The following is a 14,941-nucleotide window of genomic DNA, read 5'->3' as shown; positions in this document are numbered from 1 at the left end:
ATGCACTAAAAATGTTGGCGCGTATGTCACACTGGCAGGTCCTGCCTCGTCATGATGTCGTAACCAACAGAAGGAAACGAACCATGACTGCCAACGATCTCTTTGCCGCGGCCCCCGAACTCATGAAGAAGTGGTACGCCACTTCGGCCGCCGTCGCTTCGAGCCTTGAACCGACCCTCGTCGGGCTCGTGGAAATCCGCGCCTCCCAGATCAACGGCTGCGCCAACTGCCTCAATATGCATACAGCGGATGCGCGCGCGAGGGGAGAGACCGAGCAGCGCATCTACCTGCTGTCGGCCTGGCGCGAGGCCCCTTGCTACACCGACCGCGAACGCGCCGCGCTCGGCTGGACCGACGCGCTGACGCGGCTCTCCGAAGGGCATGCGCACGAGAGCGCCTACGAAGCCCTGAAGGCGCAGTTCACCGAGGAGGAGCAAGTCAAGCTCACATTGATGATCAATGTCATCAATGGGTGGAACCGCATCGCGGTCGGCTTCGGCATGTTTATTGATCCGGCGGACGCAAAGTCCGCCGTCAAGGCGGCGGCCTGATGGCAGGCGTCACGCACGAGAATGCAGCGGCCAGTTTCGATCCGCTGCGTCCAAAGCTCATGCGGGTTGCTTACCGCATGCTCGGCTCTGTGGCCGACGCCGAGGATATGGTGCAAGAGGCCTTCATCCGCTGGATGGGGGCCGACCGCAGCGAGGTGCGCGAACCAGAAGCGTTCCTGCGCCGCACGGTCACGCGCCTCTGTCTCGATCAGCTCAAGTCAGCGCGACGCCAGCGCGAGACCTATGTCGGCCCCTGGCTTCCCGATCCTGTGCTCGAAGAGGAGGAAGAGGAGGATGTCACCTTGCCGCTGATGCTTGCGCTGGAGCGTCTTTCTCCGCTCGAGCGGGCGGCCTTCCTGCTGCACGATGTGTTCGGACTGCAATTCGAGGAAGTCGCAGCCACCATCGGGCGTGACCCGGCTGCCTGCCGCCAGCTCGCTGCCCGGGCGCGCACTCATGTGCGCGAGGCGAGACCGCGCTTCCAGGTGGAGAAACAACATGGCCTCGAGCTTGCAAGGGCTTTCTTCACCGCCTCACGCGGCGGCGATATGAAAGCGCTTGGTGCAATGCTGGCGGCCGATGTCAGTGTTCATGCTGATGGTGGGGGCAAGCGTCCGGCAGCCATAGAGCCGATCGTCGGCTTCGATGCCGTCATGGAAGTTCACGAACAACTGGCGGCTCGGTTCCACGAAAATGGTTCGAAACTTGTTCGTACCGGTTTTGTCAACGGATTGCCCGGTTTCATCACGCTGGAAGCCGATGGCGAACTTCAGACGACGGCGCTCGAAATCGAGGACGGAAAGGTCACAGCAATCTATGTGGTGCGGAACCCTGACAAGCTGAGGCATCTGCATTAGGTCGACTGCCAAGCCGAAGCCCGAGCAACGCCCTCCTAATCCTTCGCGCGCTCGACATAGGCTCCGTCCGCCGTCATCACCACCACGCGGGTGCCGGCGCTGATGTGCGGCGGCACCAGCGTGCGCACGCCGTTGGACAGCGTCGCGGGCTTATAGGAGGAGGACGCGGTCTGGCCCTTGGTCACCGGCTCGGTCTCGACCACCTCGAAGGTCGCGCGCTGCGGCAGCACCAGCGAGATCGGCACGCCGTTGTGCTGCGACACCTGCACCGCCATGCCTTCGATGAGATAGGGCGCCATCTCGCCGATCACGCTTTCTGGCACCGCGACCTGGTCGTAGCTTTCCGGGTTCATGAAATGAAAACCTTCGCCGTCGCTATAGAGGAAGGTGTGCTCGCGCTCCTCGACATAGGCGCGCTCCACCTGCTCGGTGGTGCGATAGCGCTCCGAAACCTTCACCCCGTCGGAGATGCGGCGCATGTCCAACTGGGTGACCGGCGTGCCCTTGCCAGGATGGATGTTTTCGGCAAAGAGGACCACATAGAGCTTGCCGTCCTTATCGACGACGTTGCCTTTGCGTAGGGAACTGGCGATGACTTTCACCACGGGCTTAAATCCTGAAACAGTTGATCGGCGCAAATCGGCTGCAGCAGCCGTGCCGTGCGCCCTAGCGCATCTTGGCCGCAACCGCCAGTCCTGCGCGCGATTCCATCGGCCATGACCAACAACACTTCGCCCTGGTGGACGCCGCATGTCCATGCCGACCGCCGGCCGCGGCTGATGCTGCGCAATGCTATCGCCGCCGCGGTGCGCGGCTGGTTCGCCCGCCGCGACTTCATCGAGGTGGAGACATCGGCCCTGCAGGTGTCGCCCGGCAACGAGGCACATCTGTCGGCCTTCGCCACCGAGGCGATCGGTCTGGACGGGTCGCGCCATCAGCTCTACCTGCACACCTCGCCGGAATTCGCCTGCAAGAAGCTTTTGGCCGCCGGCGAGCAGCACATCTTCAGCTTTGGTCCGGTCTGGCGCAACCGCGAGCGCGGCGCCTTGCACCATCCGGAATTCACTATGCTCGAATGGTATCGGGTCGGCGAGACTTATGAGAGCCTGATGCGCGATTGTGCCGGGCTGCTGGCGCTCGCGGCCGAGCGGGCGGGCGCAAAACGCTTCGGCTTTCGCGGCCGCGAGGCCGACCCATTCGCCGAGCCGGAACGGCTGAGCGTCGCCGAGGCGTTCATGCGCCATGCCGGCATCGACCTTTTGGCCACGGTGGCCGCGGATGGCAGTACCGACCGTGCGGCACTCGACAATGCCTTGATCAAGGCGGGGCTGCGCACGGCGCCGGACGACAATTGGGCCGATCTGTTCAGCCGGGTCATGGTGGAAAAGATCGAGCCGGCGCTGGGGCGGGGGCGCGCCACCATCCTCTACGGCTATCCAATCTCGGAGGCCGCCCTTGCCCGGCCGAGCGCCGATGATCCGCGCGTTGCCGAGCGCTTCGAGCTTTATTGCTGCGGTGTCGAGCTCGCCAACGCCTTCGGCGAGCTGACAAATCCGGCTGAGCAGCGCCGGCGCTTTGCCGCCGAGATGGACGAGAAAGAGCGCGTCTACGGCGAGCGCTATCCGATTGACGAGGATTTCCTGGACGCGCTGGCCATCATGCCGCAGGCGAGCGGCGCCGCGCTTGGCTTCGACCGGCTAGTGATGCTGGCAACGGGAGCGACCAGGATCGAGGACGTAATCTGGACACCGGTTGCCGCGCCGTGAAGGATGTGAGCCGAAACTGAACCCGAAGGCCGCGCCCTCCCGCCTCAATGCGCGAAAACCTGCTCCAGCGAGCGAAAGCCCTTGAATTCCAGGGCGTTGCCGAAAGGATCGCGGATGAACAGCGTCGCCTGTTCGCCGGGCTCGCCCTTGAAGCGCACCATCGGCCGTTCTAGCCAGTCGATGTCGGAACGCGCCTCCAGCCGCGCGGCGAGCCGCTGCCATTCGTCCATCAGCAGCACCGCGCCAAAATGCGGGATCGGCACCAGGATGCCGTCGACCTTGCCGTCGCTGGCGGCCTGGGTCGCCTCAGGCCGCAAATGCGCCGACATCTGATGGCCGTAGAGATCGAAATCGACCCAGGTCGCCGACGAGCGTCCGATGGCGCAGCCAAGCACATCGCCATAGAAAGCACGGGTTTCATCGAGATCACGAACCGGAAAGGCGAGGTGGAAAGGCGTCATGGCTGGTGCTCCGAAAAGTCTGCGAGGCTTCGATCGGTCGTGCCGGTCCGACTGGGCAGAATCGGGCCGGCACATTTTAGCCCGATGCATCTTGATTGCCGCTTCTCCCATTGCACAAGCCGCAGTGGAACAATAGATGGTGCACCAGCGGCCGATCGCGCAGCTGACAAAAAAACAGGATCACACGCATGACCGACACGCTCGACGCAGCGAAATTGACCGATCGCGTCGCGGCCCTGGTCGAGGCTGCAAAAAAAGCCGGTGCCGACGCCGCCGACGCGGTTGCGGTGCGCGGCCGTTCGACCAGCGTTTCGGTGCGGCTCGGCAAGGTCGAGGCCACCGAGGCTTCCGAGAGCGAGGATGTCTCGTTGCGCGTCTTCGTCGGCAACCGGGTGGCGAGCGTTTCTGCTACCGCAGCATCGGACCCGAAGATGCTGGCCGAGCGCGCCGTTGCCATGGCCAAAGTGTCGCCCGAGGACCCCTATCAGGGGCTCGCCGATCCGGCCCTGCTGGTCGGCAAGCCGCGCGATCTCGACCTGTTCGACGCCACCGAGGTTTCGGCCGATGAGCTGAAGGAGGCTGCCCTTGCCGCGGAAGCGGCAGCGCTTGCCGTCAAGGGCGTCACCAATTCGGCTGGAAGCAACGCCAGTGCCGGGCTTGGCGGGCTGGTCCTTGCCACCTCGCATGGTTTCCTCGGCCAGTATGTCGCGTCGCGCTTTTCGCGTTCGACCAGTGTCATTGCCGGCGAAGGCACCGGCATGGAGCGCGACTATGAGTTTTCCTCACGCCAGCATTTTGCCGATCTCGACGCGCCGGAGGATATCGGCCGCAAGGCCGGTGAACGCGCCGCGCGGCGTATCGGCGCCCGCAAGGCGGCCACTGGCCCGGTCGACGTGGTGTTCGATCCGCGCGTCGCCCGCGGCATCGCCGGCCATCTTGCCGGCGCCATCAACGGCGCCGCTGTGGCGCGCAAGACCAGCTTTCTGCGCGACATGATGGGCAAACAAGTCGCCTCGTCCGAGATCACCGTTACCGACGAGCCCCTCCGGCGCCGCGGCCAGGCGTCGCGTCCGTTTGACGGCGAAGGCGTCGAGGGCGAAAAGCTGCTGATGGTCGAAAAAGGCGTTTTGAACCACTGGTTCCTGTCGACCTCGGCCGCGCGCGAGCTTGGTCTCGTCACCAACGGACGCGGCTCGCGCCATGGCTCCTCCGTCTCGCCATCGTCGACCAATCTCGCCATCGAGCCGGGCGAAAGGACGCCGGAAGACCTGATAAAATCACTGAAGCGCGGCTTCTACGTCACCGAAGTGTTCGGCCAGGGCGTCGATATGGTGACCGGCGAATACAGCCGCGGCGCGTCCGGCTTCTGGATCGAGAATGGTGAGCTCGCCTATCCGGTTGCCGAGGTTACCATCGCCTCAAACCTGAAGACCATGTTCCTGAAAATGGTTCCGGCAAGCGACCTCGACCGAAATTTCGGCACCGCGGCGCCCACTCTGCTGATCGAAGGCATGACCCTTGCCGGAGATTGATACGACCATATCCGCTGCGGCGGGCGAGGATCTGTCGCTGCTTCGCGACGCGGCCCGCGAGGCGGGCGTCATCGCCATGCGCTATTTCGGCAAGGACCCGCAGGTTTGGATGAAGGGCGGCACCTCGCCGGTCAGCGAGGCCGATCATGCCGCCGACGCCTATCTGCGCCAGACTTTGCTCGCGGCGCGGCCGGATTATGGTTGGCTGTCGGAGGAGACGGTTGACGACCAGGCAAGGCTTTCGGCGCGCCGCACCTTCGTCGTCGACCCCATCGATGGCACGCGCGGCTTCCTCCAAGGCCATCGCTCATGGTGCGTCAGCGTCGCCGTGGTCGAGGACGGCCGCACGCTTGCCGGCGTGCTCGAATGCCCAGCTGTGAATGAGACCTATTGGGCGCTGCCCGGCGAGGGCGCGTTCCTGAACGGTCAGCGCATTGCCGTGCGGCCCCTGGCAGACAGGGCCGAAGTCGCCGGACCGAAGCCGTTGATCGATCTGATGCCGGAGGAATGGCAGAGCCGGCTCAACCGCGTGCCCTACCTTCCCTCGCTTGCCTACCGGCTGGCGATGATCGCCGGCGGCGTACTCGACGCGACCTTCGTCAAGGCCAATGCGCATGACTGGGACATCGCAGCCGCCGACCTCATCCTGCGCGAGGCCGGCGGTGCCCTGCTCGACCGGCACGGCCGTGCGCCCCGCTATGCCGGCGAAGTGATCCATCACGGCGCGCTGGCCGCCGGCAGCGGCGAACTCCTCGCCGTCCTCGCCGGCGTCATTGCCGGGCTAGATGGTTGAACACATCATCAATGGTTCCAAAGTCGGCGGCTTTGGTCTAGACCTGTCGCAAATTCACGATTTATGAAGGATCGACATGGCCGCTGACGACGGAAAGAAACAGCTTTTGCACCTGGTGTTCGGCGGCGAACTCAAGAAGCTGGGCGGCACCGAATTCCGCGATCTCGACGCGCTCGACATCGTCGGCATCTACCCCGATTACAAATCCGCGCACGCGGCGTGGAAAGCCAAGGCGCAAGCCAGCGTGGACAATGCACATATGCGCTATTTCGTCGTTCACCTGCACCGCCTGCTCGACCCCGAAAACAAGGTTGCCGGTTGATACCGATGGAGCATGAAGCGGTGAAAGGGCCGGCCACGAGGTCCGCCGTCAGAAGCAAACGCGGCGGCACGACCCGGACGTTCTGGCGCAGGATTCGCGAACCGCTGGCGCAGTCGCGATTCGTCAAGAACGCCATCGCCAGCCTGTTCGCGCAGTTCGTCCGCCTGGTGCGCCTGACCAATCGCCTGGTCGACGGATCGGCGCGGTTTTCGGGCGGCGCCTATGCACATCTCGAACCCGGCATCATTGCGCTCTGGCACGGCCAGCATCTCCTGACCCCGGCCTACTATCCCGCAGGTCGGCCGCTGGTCGCCATGGTGTCGCGCAGCGCCGATGCCGAGCTCAACGCGCTGATGATCGAGAAATTCGGCATCGAGGCGGTGCGCGGCTCCGGCGGGCGCGAAAGCTCGAAGCATCTCGACAAGGGCGGCGCCAAGGCGCTCATTGCCCTGAAAAAGTCGCTCGGCGCTGGCAAGAACGTCGCCATGATCGCAGACATTCCTCACGGCACGCCGCGCGACGCTGGGCTTGGCGTCGTTCTTCTGGCGCGTCTTTCGGGCCGGCCGATCCTGCCTGCCGCCATCGCCACCAGCCGCCGCAAGGTGCTGGAGAAGAGCTGGGACAAGACCACCATCAACCTGCCTTTCGGCCGCTCTTCGATCGTCGTCGGAACGCCGGTGTTCGTGCCGGCCAATGCCGACGACGCCGAAATGGAGCGTAAGCGTCAGGAGCTCACGGCCTCGCTCAACGCAGCGACTGCCGAGGCCTACCGCCTCGTGGATGGCCTGAAATGAGCGAGCGCTGGGCGCGCACCTTCCTGACGGCGTACCGGTTCGCAGGGGCAATTGCCTATCCGCTGATCGGACCCTATGTCGCCTGGCGTACCTCCAAGGGCAAGGAAGACCGCGTTCGCCGTCGCGAGCGCTATGGCGTCGCCGGCCGTCCGCGTCCCGAAGGGCCGTTGATCTGGATCCATGCGGCGAGCGTCGGCGAGACCATCGCCGTCGTGCCGCTGGTCGAGAGCATCCTCGACTATGGCGTCAACATCGTGCTGACAACCGGCACGGTCACCTCCGCGCAGGTTGCCGACGAACGGCTCGGCGCCCGCATCATCCACCAATATGTGCCGCTCGACCTCAAGCCGGCGGTCAGCCGCTTCCTCGATCACTGGCAGCCGGATCTGGCGATCATCGCCGAATCGGAGATATGGCCGATGACCATCCTGGAACTTGGAGCCCGCCGCGTGCCGCAGGTGCTGGTCAACGGCAGGCTGTCCGACCGCTCGTTCAAATCCTGGAAGAAGCGCGCAAACATCGCCGAAGCGCTGTTCGAGAACCTTGCCCATGTCGTCGCCCAGTCGGACGTCGACGGCGAGCGCTTCCGCTCGCTCGGTGCCCGCCCGGTCACCGTGTCGGGCAATCTCAAGGTCGACACCTTGCCGCCGCCGGCCGATGAAAGGGCGCTCTCTTTGTTGAAGCGCCAGATCGGCGCCCGCCCGACCTGGGCGGCGATCTCGACCCATGACGGCGAGGAGGTGGTGGCCGCCGAGGTCCACGCCATGCTGTACAAACGACACCACGGCCTTTTGACGATTGTCGTGCCGCGCCATCCCGACCGTGCCGAAGCCCTGGCTGCGCAGATTTCCGGCATGGGACTGAAGCTCGCACGGCGCAGCACGGGCGACAGGATCACGGCCGACACCGATATCCTGCTCGGCGATACGATCGGCGAGATGGGGCTTTATCTCAGGTTGACGGAGATAGCCTTCGTTGGCCGCTCGCTCACCTCCGAGGGCGGCCAGAACCCACTGGAGCCGGCCATGCTCGAGACGGCGGTGCTGGCCGGCCGCAATGTCCAGAATTTTCGCGAGGCCTATCAGCGCTTGCTCGACAGAGGCGGCGCCAAGCTGGTGCGCGACCGCGACATGCTGGCTGGCGCCGTCAATTTCCTTTTGACCAACGAGGCGGCCCGTCACGAGATGATGGCGGCGGGCACGGCGACCGTCGACGAGATGCGAGGTGCGCTGGCGCGCACGCTGAAGTCGCTCGAGCCCTACATCCAGCCGCTGGTCGTCAAGTCGCGCCTGAAAGGCGCCAACGGGCGCTAGGGTGACTTCGGAAGCACCGCCCTTCTGGTGGGAAGAGCCGGACTGGCGTGTGCTGGCGCTGTCACCGCTGTCGGCGATCTATGCGCTCATCGCCGGCCGCCGCATGCGGAAGGCGGTCCGCGAAAAGGTCGAGGCGCCGGTGCTGTGCGTCGGCAATTTCACCGTCGGCGGCACCGGCAAGACGCCGGTGGCGATCGCGCTGGCCAAACAGGCCAGGCGCATGCAGCTCCAACCGGGCTTCCTGTCGCGCGGCCATGGCGGCTCGTTTGCGCAGCCGCATGTCGTCGATCCACATCACGATGCCGCCAAACATGTCGGCGACGAGCCGCTGCTGCTGGCCGAGCACGCGCCGGTCGCGGTGACGCCGAACCGCGCTGCCGGCGCCAGGCTTCTCCTGGAAAAACACGGCTGCGATTTCCTGATTATGGACGACGGCTTCCAGAGCGCACGCATCCACATCGACTATGCGCTGGTCGTCGTCGACGCGCGCTACGGCATCGGCAACGGCCGCGTCATTCCGGGGGGGCCGCTCAGGGCAAACATCGTCGACCAACTGGTCTTCACTGACGGGCTCCTAAAGATGGGCGAGGGCACAGCGGCCGATGCGGTCGTGCGCCAGGCGGCGCGCGCCGGCCGGCCGATCTTCGAGGCGCATACATGCCCAAGCGCCAAGCAACGCTTTGCCGGCAAGCGCTTTCTGGCCTTTGCCGGCATCGGCCATCCTGAAAAATTCTTCGACACAGTGCGCGAAGCTGGCGGCGAGGTCGCGCTGGCTCGGCCGTTTCCGGACCATCATTTCTATGCCGACGACGAACTTGCCGAACTGGCAGCGACCGCGAGCCGCGCCGGGCTTGGCCTCGTCACCACCGCCAAGGACGCTGCCCGTCTGCGCCAGGGAGCATCCCCCGATTTCCTCGGCCGGCTCGACGTGCTGGCGATCGACACCGTGTTCGAGCTCGACCACGTGCCGGAGCGCATCATCAATGAGACGCTGGATGCCTGGCGCCAGCGCAGGCTGAGAGGGTGATACAAAGACTTTCGAGCACCCGCGACGGTGGAGAGCTGTTTGACGCCGGCAGGACGGGGGCGCGAAGGATCGCTACAAAACGGCTTTCGTTCTGCGCCGGACTACCGCCTGCTGCGCAGTTCCGGATGTGTTTCGATCTCGCGGCGCAGCGAGGCGGCGGCGTTGACGTAAGGCTCCTGCCTGGCGACGCTCCAGTATTTTAGCTCGTCCAGAGGGATGCTCTCGCCGGTGACCGCGCAGCGCACGAATGCGCCGGGGCTGGTGACCTGGAAGTCGCCGTCGAGATAGCGGATCCGGGCTTCCCTGCCGCCAGGGCCTTCGAAGCGGTTCATGATGGGATGACGCCAAGGTTCATGACGATGTCATCGCCATAAATTGCCGGCAAGGTCAAGCTTGACGCAATGATGATGGCCGCTCCGGCCGGTTTTGTGTCGCTGCACTGAAGTCGGGATCGCTCGGCCCTATTCTTCGGCCTCGAGGAACGCCTCCATCTTCTCCATCGCCAGTCCCGCCTGGGTTGCGATGCGCCGGGCCAGTTCGGCAGCGGCGGCGCGCGGCCGACCCAGCGGCCGGTCGAGCCAGTAGGACACCGGATTGAGCGCGATGCGGTCGTCGACAGCGACGATGCGGCCTGATTTCAGCTGATGCTCGGTCAAGGGCGGGCGCGCCAGCGCGATGCCCAGCCCGTAGGCGGCGGCGTCGAGCACCAGATTGTAATCCTCGAAGCGGCGGTCGTGCGTGCGCGGACGGTAGTCCATGCCCTGCGCCGCAAACCAGGCGCGCCAGGCCGAGGCATCGGAATCGTTGATCAGCGGAAATTTGAGCAGCCGGGCAGGGTCGCCGCGGCCGATCTCCTTGGCGAGCTCCGGCGACGCGACCGGGAACACATATTCCTCGAAAAGCTGCACCGAGATGCGACCGGGAATGCGGCCGCGCCCGCAGCGGATCGACAGATCGATGCCCTCGTCGGCAAGGTCCGCCTGGCGGATGTCGACGTCGAGCACTATGCGCAGCTTGGACGGGTTGTTTTCCAGCGCCGCCATGCGCGGCATCAGCCACAACCCGCTGACCGACGGGATCGAAGTCAGCCGCACCACGGCGGTGCCGCGCGGCTCGACCCAGCGGTCCGAATTGCTTGATATCAGCGCAAAAGCCTCGCTGGTGCGCAGGTGCAGGCGGTTGCCTTCGATCGTCAGCGAGACGCCGCGTGCGCCGCGGTCGAACACCTTTAGCCCGAGCCAGTCCTCGAGCTTGGCGATCTGCCGGCTGACGGCGCCATGGGTGATGTTGAGCTTTTCTGCCGCCGCCGAAAAGCTGCCGGTGCGCGCCGCGGCGTCGAAAGCGCGCAAGGTTTCAAGCGGAAGCATCGGCTCTGAGCTGTGATCCATGCTCACAGGTGATTCTCGATTTGGTCGTTTGTCAACCGGGCCGCTATGGCGTCTAGTCTCTTTATGCCATTGAAGAACGAGGACATTGCGATGAGCGCCTACACCGGCACGTTGAATCCGACACAGCGCATGGACACCACCGCGGCCGTTGCGGTAGCGCTGACAGTGGTCGGCTGGGCCTCAGCTTTTCCCGCGATCCGCGCCGGCCTCGCTGCCTTCGGGCCGCTGGAGCTCGGTGCGCTACGCTTTGCCATTGCCGCGGTGCCGGCGGCGATCTTCCTCGCCGTCAAGCGCCCGGCGCTGCCTAAGCTCGCCGAGTTGTGGCGCTTCGCCGTCGGCGGCGCCGTCTTCGTCGCGCTCTATACCGCTATGCTCAATTTCGGCGAACAGACCGTTTCGGCCGGTGCCGCCGGCTTCATCATTAATGTCAGCCCGATCTTCACCGCCATCATGGCGATGGCGCTGCTTGGCGAACGCTTTTCGGCCCTCGCCTGGGCCGGCACGTTCCTGTCCTTCGCCGGCATCGGCATCATTGCCATGGGCGAAGGGCAGGGTCTGCGCTTCGACAATGGCGCGCTGCTTGTGCTCGGTTCGGCGCTATGCTCGGCCGTTAACACCATCGTCCAGAAGCCGCTGTTTGCCCGCCACCACCCGCTGACCATCTCGGCCTCCAACATGGTGCTCGGCGCGCTCTGCCTGTCGCCGTTCCTGCCGAGCGGCCTGGCGCAGGCGGCGGTTGCAGACACGGCCGGGCTCGGCGCCGTCATCTTTCTCGGCATCGTGCCCAGCCTCATCGCCTACGCCGCCTGGGCGACCGCGCTGTCGCGCCTGCCGGCGGCGCGTGCTTCGAACTTCCTCTATCTCGTTTCGCCCGTGGCGACGCTGATCGGCTTCTTCTGGCTGGGTGAGGTGCCGACGCTGCTCGGCATCCTTGGCGGCGCGCTGGCGCTCGGTGGCGTCATCGTGGTCAATTTGAAGAGGTGAATCAGAGGTTGGCGCTATTTCCTGACTCGAAAAGAGCCGCCGTGAGGCGGCTCTTTTCGTACCCACCCCGCTGCTTCGCAGCACCCTCCCCACAAGGGGAAGGGCAAGGGCAAGGGCAAGGGCAAGGGCAAGGGCAAGGCTCCCACCTACCCCTTGTGGGGAGGTCGGACCGAAGGTCCGGGTGAGGGCCGCCCCATGCGAGCCCTTCACCGCCTTCCGAACAGCCTCTCAATATCGGTCAGCTTCAGCTCGATATAGGTCGGGCGGCCGTGATTGCAGGTGCCGGAGCCCGGCGTCGCCTCCATCTGGCGCAGCAGCGCGTTCATCTCCTCAGGCTTGAGCAGGCGGCCGGAGCGCACCGAGCCGTGGCAGGCCATGGTCGCGGCGATCCTGTCCAGCCGCTCCTTCAGCGTCTCGACCGTGTCGTTGTCGGCGATCTCGTCGGCGAGGTCGCGCACCAGCTGCTGAACATCAGTCTCGCCGAGCATCGACGGTGTTTCGCGCACGGCGACGGCGCCCGGGCCGAAGCGCTCGATGCCGAGGCCGAAACGGGCCAGTGTTTCCGAATGCAGAGCAAGCCGTTCGGCGTCCTCTTCCGGCAGGTCGACGATCTCGGGCAACAGCAGCATCTGCGACGGCACGGCGCGCGAATGCAGCGCGTTCTTCAGTGCTTCATAGACCAGCCGCTCATGCGCCGCATGCTGGTCGACGATAACAAGCGAATCCCTGGTCTGCGCGACGATGTAGTTCTCATGCACCTGCGCCCGTGCAGCACCCAGCGCCGTGCCAAGCAGCGTTTCCGCAGCTTCACTTAATCCGGCGCGCGTGTCGGCGCTGTGAAGCGGGCCGGCATCGAATGCCGCCTGATCGTCTTCGCCGAACCCACCATTTGCTAAACCGGTATCTTCAAAGCCCATATCGAGCGGTCGCTGCGGCGAGCGTGCCGGGTCGAAACCGGCGAAGCCGGAGGCACGGTAGGCTGCCTCGTAGCTGCGGTGGCCATTGGCCGGGCCGGGATGCGCATAGGATGCCGCGCCCGGCCGGAAGGCCGCCATCATGCCGGCAGCGCCGGTGGTGGCGGCGCGGATGCCGGCATTGGCCAGCGCCTCGCGGACGGCGCCGACGATCAGCCCGCGCACCAGTCCCGGATCGCGGAAGCGCACGTCGGCCTTGGCCGGGTGGACATTGACGTCGACGATGGCCGGGTCGAGCGTCAGGAACAGTACCGTCACCGCATAACGGTCGCGCGGCAGCACGTCGGCGAAGGCGCCGCGAATGGCGCCGGCGATCAGTCTGTCGCGCACCGGCCGGCCATTGACATAGGCATATTGCTGCAGCGCGTTGGCGCGCGTGAAGGAGGGGATCGAGACATGCCCGGTCAGCCGCACGCCCTCGCGCTCGGCATCGATGGCAATGGCATTGTCCGGAAAGTCGGCGCCCATCACCTGTGCAATCCGGCGCAGCCGCCCTTCCGGGCTGTCGTCGGTCGCCGGCAGTTCCAGCGTCGAGCGGTCGGAGCCGGCCAGCGTGAAGCGCACGGCGGGAAAGGCGATGGCGATGCGCTTGACCACGTCGCTGGTGGCCGAGCTTTCGGCGCGCTCACCCTTCATGAATTTGAGCCGCGCCGGCGTGGCGAAGAACAGGTCGCGCACCTCGACCGTGGTGCCGCGATTGGCCGCCGCCGGCTTGACGGCGGAGACGCGGCCGCCCTCGATGCTGATCTCGGCTGCACTGTCGCCCGACGCCGTGCGCGAGCGAATCGACAGCCGCGCCACCGAGCCGATCGAGGGCAGCGCCTCGCCGCGAAAGCCGAGCGAGCGGATGTCGTGAATGTTGTCGGCAAGCTTCGAGGTGCAGTGGCGGGCGATCGCCAGCGCCAGTTCTTTTTCCGGTATGCCTAAGCCGTCGTCGGTGACGCGGATCAGGTTCAGCCCACCACCGGCGGTGACGATCTCGACTCTGGCAGCGCCGGCATCGAGCGCATTCTCGACCAGTTCCTTGACCACGCTCGCCGGACGCTCGATGACTTCGCCGGCGGCGATCTGGTTGATCATCGTTTCAGAAAGCTGGCGTATCGGCATGAAGCCACTATAGGCGGATTCGTGGCCCGTGCGAGAGGGGCAGAATTGCGGATTGCTCCGCTGCGCACACCTTTGCACCTCACGCCTGCGCGGCCAGCCAGTCCCGCACCTTGCGGGCGTTGTCGCTGAGCTCGCGGTTCTTCGGCCAGATGACGTAGAACGCCTTGCCGGTGGTCATGACGTGATCCGTTGCGCGCACCAGCAGCCCCGAAGCCAGCAGCCGCTCGGCAAGGTGGCGCCAGCCGAGCGCGATGCCCTGGCCTTCCATGACCGCCTGGATCACCAGCGCGTAGTCATTGATGCGCAGGCCGCGCCCGGCATCGCCGCTCAGGCTGGCGCCGGCCGAAGCGAACCATTCGTCCCAGCTTGCCGCCTCGCGGAACGGCTCCTCGAGATGGATGAGGCGGTGCGTCGCCAGTTCCTCGACGGTCTCCGGCTTCCCGAACTTCGCCACATAGCTTGTGCCAACGACCGGGAAGATTTCCTCGTCGGCGAGGGGCAGCGCATGATAGTCTGCCCATTCCTTCGGCTCGCCACCGCGTACGCCGAGCGGGATACCTTCGGCAATGATGTCGAGGTCACGGTCGGCGGTCTGGATTCGCAGATCAATACCCGGCAGTTCGTCGCGGAACTGCTGCAGGCGCGGCATCATCCAGAAGGAACCGAAAGCAGTCGACGCGGCAAGCGTCACATGGCCGCCGGTCGTCTGCAGGCGCAGATCCTCGGCCGACTTGCGGATGTGCGAGAGCCCGAGCGAGACGTCGGCGTGGAAGCGCTCGCCAGCCTCGGTCAGGCTGACCTGCCGGTGGCGGCGCTGGAACAGCTTGGCACCGAGCTGTTCTTCCAGCGCGCGCACCGCATAGGAGACGGCGGCCTGCGTCATGCCGAGCTCGCGCCCAGCGGCGGTAAAGCTCGACAGCCGCCCGGCCGCCTCGAAGACGATCAGGCTGCCGGCCGAGGGCAGCAGCTGGCGCAGGTTTCGCATAAGCTGAACTTATACAAAAGATCAGAATTTTCCAGCGTCACACTTGCATTTTGTCTGGGTAGATTGGTCGCTATGAGAGGAATGGAG

The 14,941-nt window shown here is 65.4% G+C and carries 16 protein-coding genes; 10 read left to right on the top strand and 6 right to left on the bottom strand.

Annotated features, from left to right (window positions below; genetic code table 11):
• Nucleotides 1-83 precede the first annotated feature (83 nt).
• Nucleotides 84-551, top strand: coding sequence for a carboxymuconolactone decarboxylase family protein (locus EN859_RS12995; RefSeq protein ID WP_127854496.1), 468 nt, complete (start codon nt 84-86; stop codon nt 549-551).
• A complete protein-coding gene (locus tag EN859_RS12990; RefSeq protein WP_127854495.1) occupies nt 551-1,408 on the top strand; it encodes a sigma-70 family RNA polymerase sigma factor in 858 nt (285 codons plus the stop codon). Before EN859_RS12995 ends, EN859_RS12990 begins: the two co-directional genes overlap by 1 nt.
• A 35-nt stretch (nt 1,409-1,443) precedes the next feature.
• Here EN859_RS12990 and efp read toward each other — a convergent pair whose 3' ends face one another.
• Nucleotides 1,444-2,013: an elongation factor P gene (efp, locus tag EN859_RS12985; protein ID WP_127854494.1), complete on the bottom strand. Its 570-nt coding sequence runs from the start codon at nt 2,011-2,013 to the stop codon at nt 1,444-1,446.
• A 111-nt stretch (nt 2,014-2,124) separates the two neighbouring features.
• Here efp and epmA point away from each other — a divergent pair, with 111 nt between their 5' ends.
• The gene (epmA, locus tag EN859_RS12980) at nt 2,125-3,174 is read left to right on the top strand and encodes an EF-P lysine aminoacylase EpmA (protein WP_127854493.1); all 1,050 of its coding nucleotides are present in this window, start codon (nt 2,125-2,127) and stop codon (nt 3,172-3,174) included.
• A gap of 44 nt (nt 3,175-3,218) precedes the next feature.
• Here the strand turns inward: epmA and EN859_RS12975 are convergent, their stop codons facing one another.
• Complete coding sequence (locus EN859_RS12975; RefSeq protein WP_127854492.1) at nt 3,219-3,635, bottom strand: VOC family protein; 417 nt, start codon at nt 3,633-3,635, stop codon at nt 3,219-3,221.
• A 188-nt stretch (nt 3,636-3,823) separates the two neighbouring features.
• Here EN859_RS12975 and EN859_RS12970 point away from each other — a divergent pair, with 188 nt between their 5' ends.
• From EN859_RS12970 to lpxK, 6 genes are all read left to right on the top strand, one after another.
• Entirely contained in the window at nt 3,824-5,167 is a 1,344-nt protein-coding gene (locus EN859_RS12970) for a TldD/PmbA family protein (protein ID WP_127854491.1), read from the top strand.
• Complete coding sequence (locus tag EN859_RS12965; RefSeq protein WP_127854490.1) at nt 5,154-5,960, top strand: 3'(2'),5'-bisphosphate nucleotidase CysQ; 807 nt, start codon at nt 5,154-5,156, stop codon at nt 5,958-5,960. Before EN859_RS12970 ends, EN859_RS12965 begins: the two co-directional genes overlap by 14 nt.
• Before the next feature lie 76 nt (nt 5,961-6,036).
• Nucleotides 6,037-6,282, top strand: a complete 246-nt coding sequence (locus tag EN859_RS12960; protein ID WP_127854489.1) for a DUF4170 domain-containing protein — start codon at nt 6,037-6,039, stop codon at nt 6,280-6,282.
• 5 nt (nt 6,283-6,287) lie between these two features.
• Nucleotides 6,288-7,076, top strand: coding sequence for a lysophospholipid acyltransferase family protein (locus EN859_RS12955; protein WP_127854488.1), 789 nt, complete (start codon nt 6,288-6,290; stop codon nt 7,074-7,076).
• On the top strand, nt 7,073-8,389 hold the full coding sequence (waaA, locus tag EN859_RS12950) for a lipid IV(A) 3-deoxy-D-manno-octulosonic acid transferase (protein WP_127854487.1): 1,317 nt from the start codon (nt 7,073-7,075) through the stop codon (nt 8,387-8,389). The genes EN859_RS12955 and waaA overlap by 4 nt, the downstream gene beginning before the upstream one ends.
• A 1-nt stretch (nt 8,390) precedes the next feature.
• Entirely contained in the window at nt 8,391-9,416 is a 1,026-nt protein-coding gene (gene lpxK / locus EN859_RS12945; RefSeq protein WP_127854486.1) for a tetraacyldisaccharide 4'-kinase, read from the top strand.
• 101 nt (nt 9,417-9,517) lie between these two features.
• Here the strand turns inward: lpxK and EN859_RS12940 are convergent, their stop codons facing one another.
• On the bottom strand, nt 9,518-9,751 hold the full coding sequence (locus EN859_RS12940; protein ID WP_127854485.1) for a DUF2093 domain-containing protein: 234 nt from the start codon (nt 9,749-9,751) through the stop codon (nt 9,518-9,520).
• 126 nt (nt 9,752-9,877) lie between these two features.
• Complete coding sequence (locus tag EN859_RS12935) at nt 9,878-10,783, bottom strand: LysR family transcriptional regulator (protein ID WP_189501913.1); 906 nt, start codon at nt 10,781-10,783, stop codon at nt 9,878-9,880.
• A 111-nt stretch (nt 10,784-10,894) separates the two neighbouring features.
• On the opposite strand from EN859_RS12935, the gene EN859_RS12930 reads away from it, so the two are divergent.
• Nucleotides 10,895-11,788, top strand: coding sequence for a DMT family transporter (locus EN859_RS12930; protein WP_127854483.1), 894 nt, complete (start codon nt 10,895-10,897; stop codon nt 11,786-11,788).
• A 206-nt stretch (nt 11,789-11,994) separates the two neighbouring features.
• On the opposite strand, the gene mutL is transcribed toward EN859_RS12930, so the two are convergent.
• Nucleotides 11,995-13,869, bottom strand: a complete 1,875-nt coding sequence (gene mutL / locus EN859_RS12925) for a DNA mismatch repair endonuclease MutL (RefSeq protein WP_127854482.1) — start codon at nt 13,867-13,869, stop codon at nt 11,995-11,997.
• A gap of 79 nt (nt 13,870-13,948) precedes the next feature.
• The gene (locus EN859_RS12920; protein WP_127854481.1) at nt 13,949-14,854 is read right to left on the bottom strand and encodes a LysR substrate-binding domain-containing protein; all 906 of its coding nucleotides are present in this window, start codon (nt 14,852-14,854) and stop codon (nt 13,949-13,951) included.
• Nucleotides 14,855-14,941 lie beyond the last annotated feature (87 nt).

Source organism: Mesorhizobium sp. M00.F.Ca.ET.216.01.1.1 (genome assembly GCF_004010325.2).
GTDB lineage: Bacteria > Pseudomonadota > Alphaproteobacteria > Rhizobiales > Rhizobiaceae > Mesorhizobium.
The sequence above is the reverse complement of the archived record's forward strand: the minus strand, read 5'-3'. Positions and strand labels throughout refer to the sequence as shown.

Coding starts and splice junctions, on each gene's coding strand:
- EN859_RS12995 (WP_127854496.1), top strand. CDS start 84: ATGACTGCCAACGATCTCTTTGCCGCGGCCCCCGAACTCATGAAGAAG.
- EN859_RS12990 (WP_127854495.1), top strand. CDS start 551: ATGGCAGGCGTCACGCACGAGAATGCAGCGGCCAGTTTCGATCCGCTG.
- epmA (WP_127854493.1), top strand. CDS start 2,125: ATGACCAACAACACTTCGCCCTGGTGGACGCCGCATGTCCATGCCGAC.
- EN859_RS12975 (WP_127854492.1), bottom strand. CDS start 3,635: ATGACGCCTTTCCACCTCGCCTTTCCGGTTCGTGATCTCGATGAAACC.
- EN859_RS12970 (WP_127854491.1), top strand. CDS start 3,824: ATGACCGACACGCTCGACGCAGCGAAATTGACCGATCGCGTCGCGGCC.
- EN859_RS12960 (WP_127854489.1), top strand. CDS start 6,037: ATGGCCGCTGACGACGGAAAGAAACAGCTTTTGCACCTGGTGTTCGGC.
- EN859_RS12955 (WP_127854488.1), top strand. CDS start 6,288: ATGGAGCATGAAGCGGTGAAAGGGCCGGCCACGAGGTCCGCCGTCAGA.
- waaA (WP_127854487.1), top strand. CDS start 7,073: ATGAGCGAGCGCTGGGCGCGCACCTTCCTGACGGCGTACCGGTTCGCA.
- EN859_RS12935 (WP_189501913.1), bottom strand. CDS start 10,783: ATGCTTCCGCTTGAAACCTTGCGCGCTTTCGACGCCGCGGCGCGCACC.
- EN859_RS12930 (WP_127854483.1), top strand. CDS start 10,895: ATGAGCGCCTACACCGGCACGTTGAATCCGACACAGCGCATGGACACC.
- mutL (WP_127854482.1), bottom strand. CDS start 13,869: ATGCCGATACGCCAGCTTTCTGAAACGATGATCAACCAGATCGCCGCC.
- EN859_RS12920 (WP_127854481.1), bottom strand. CDS start 14,854: ATGCGAAACCTGCGCCAGCTGCTGCCCTCGGCCGGCAGCCTGATCGTC.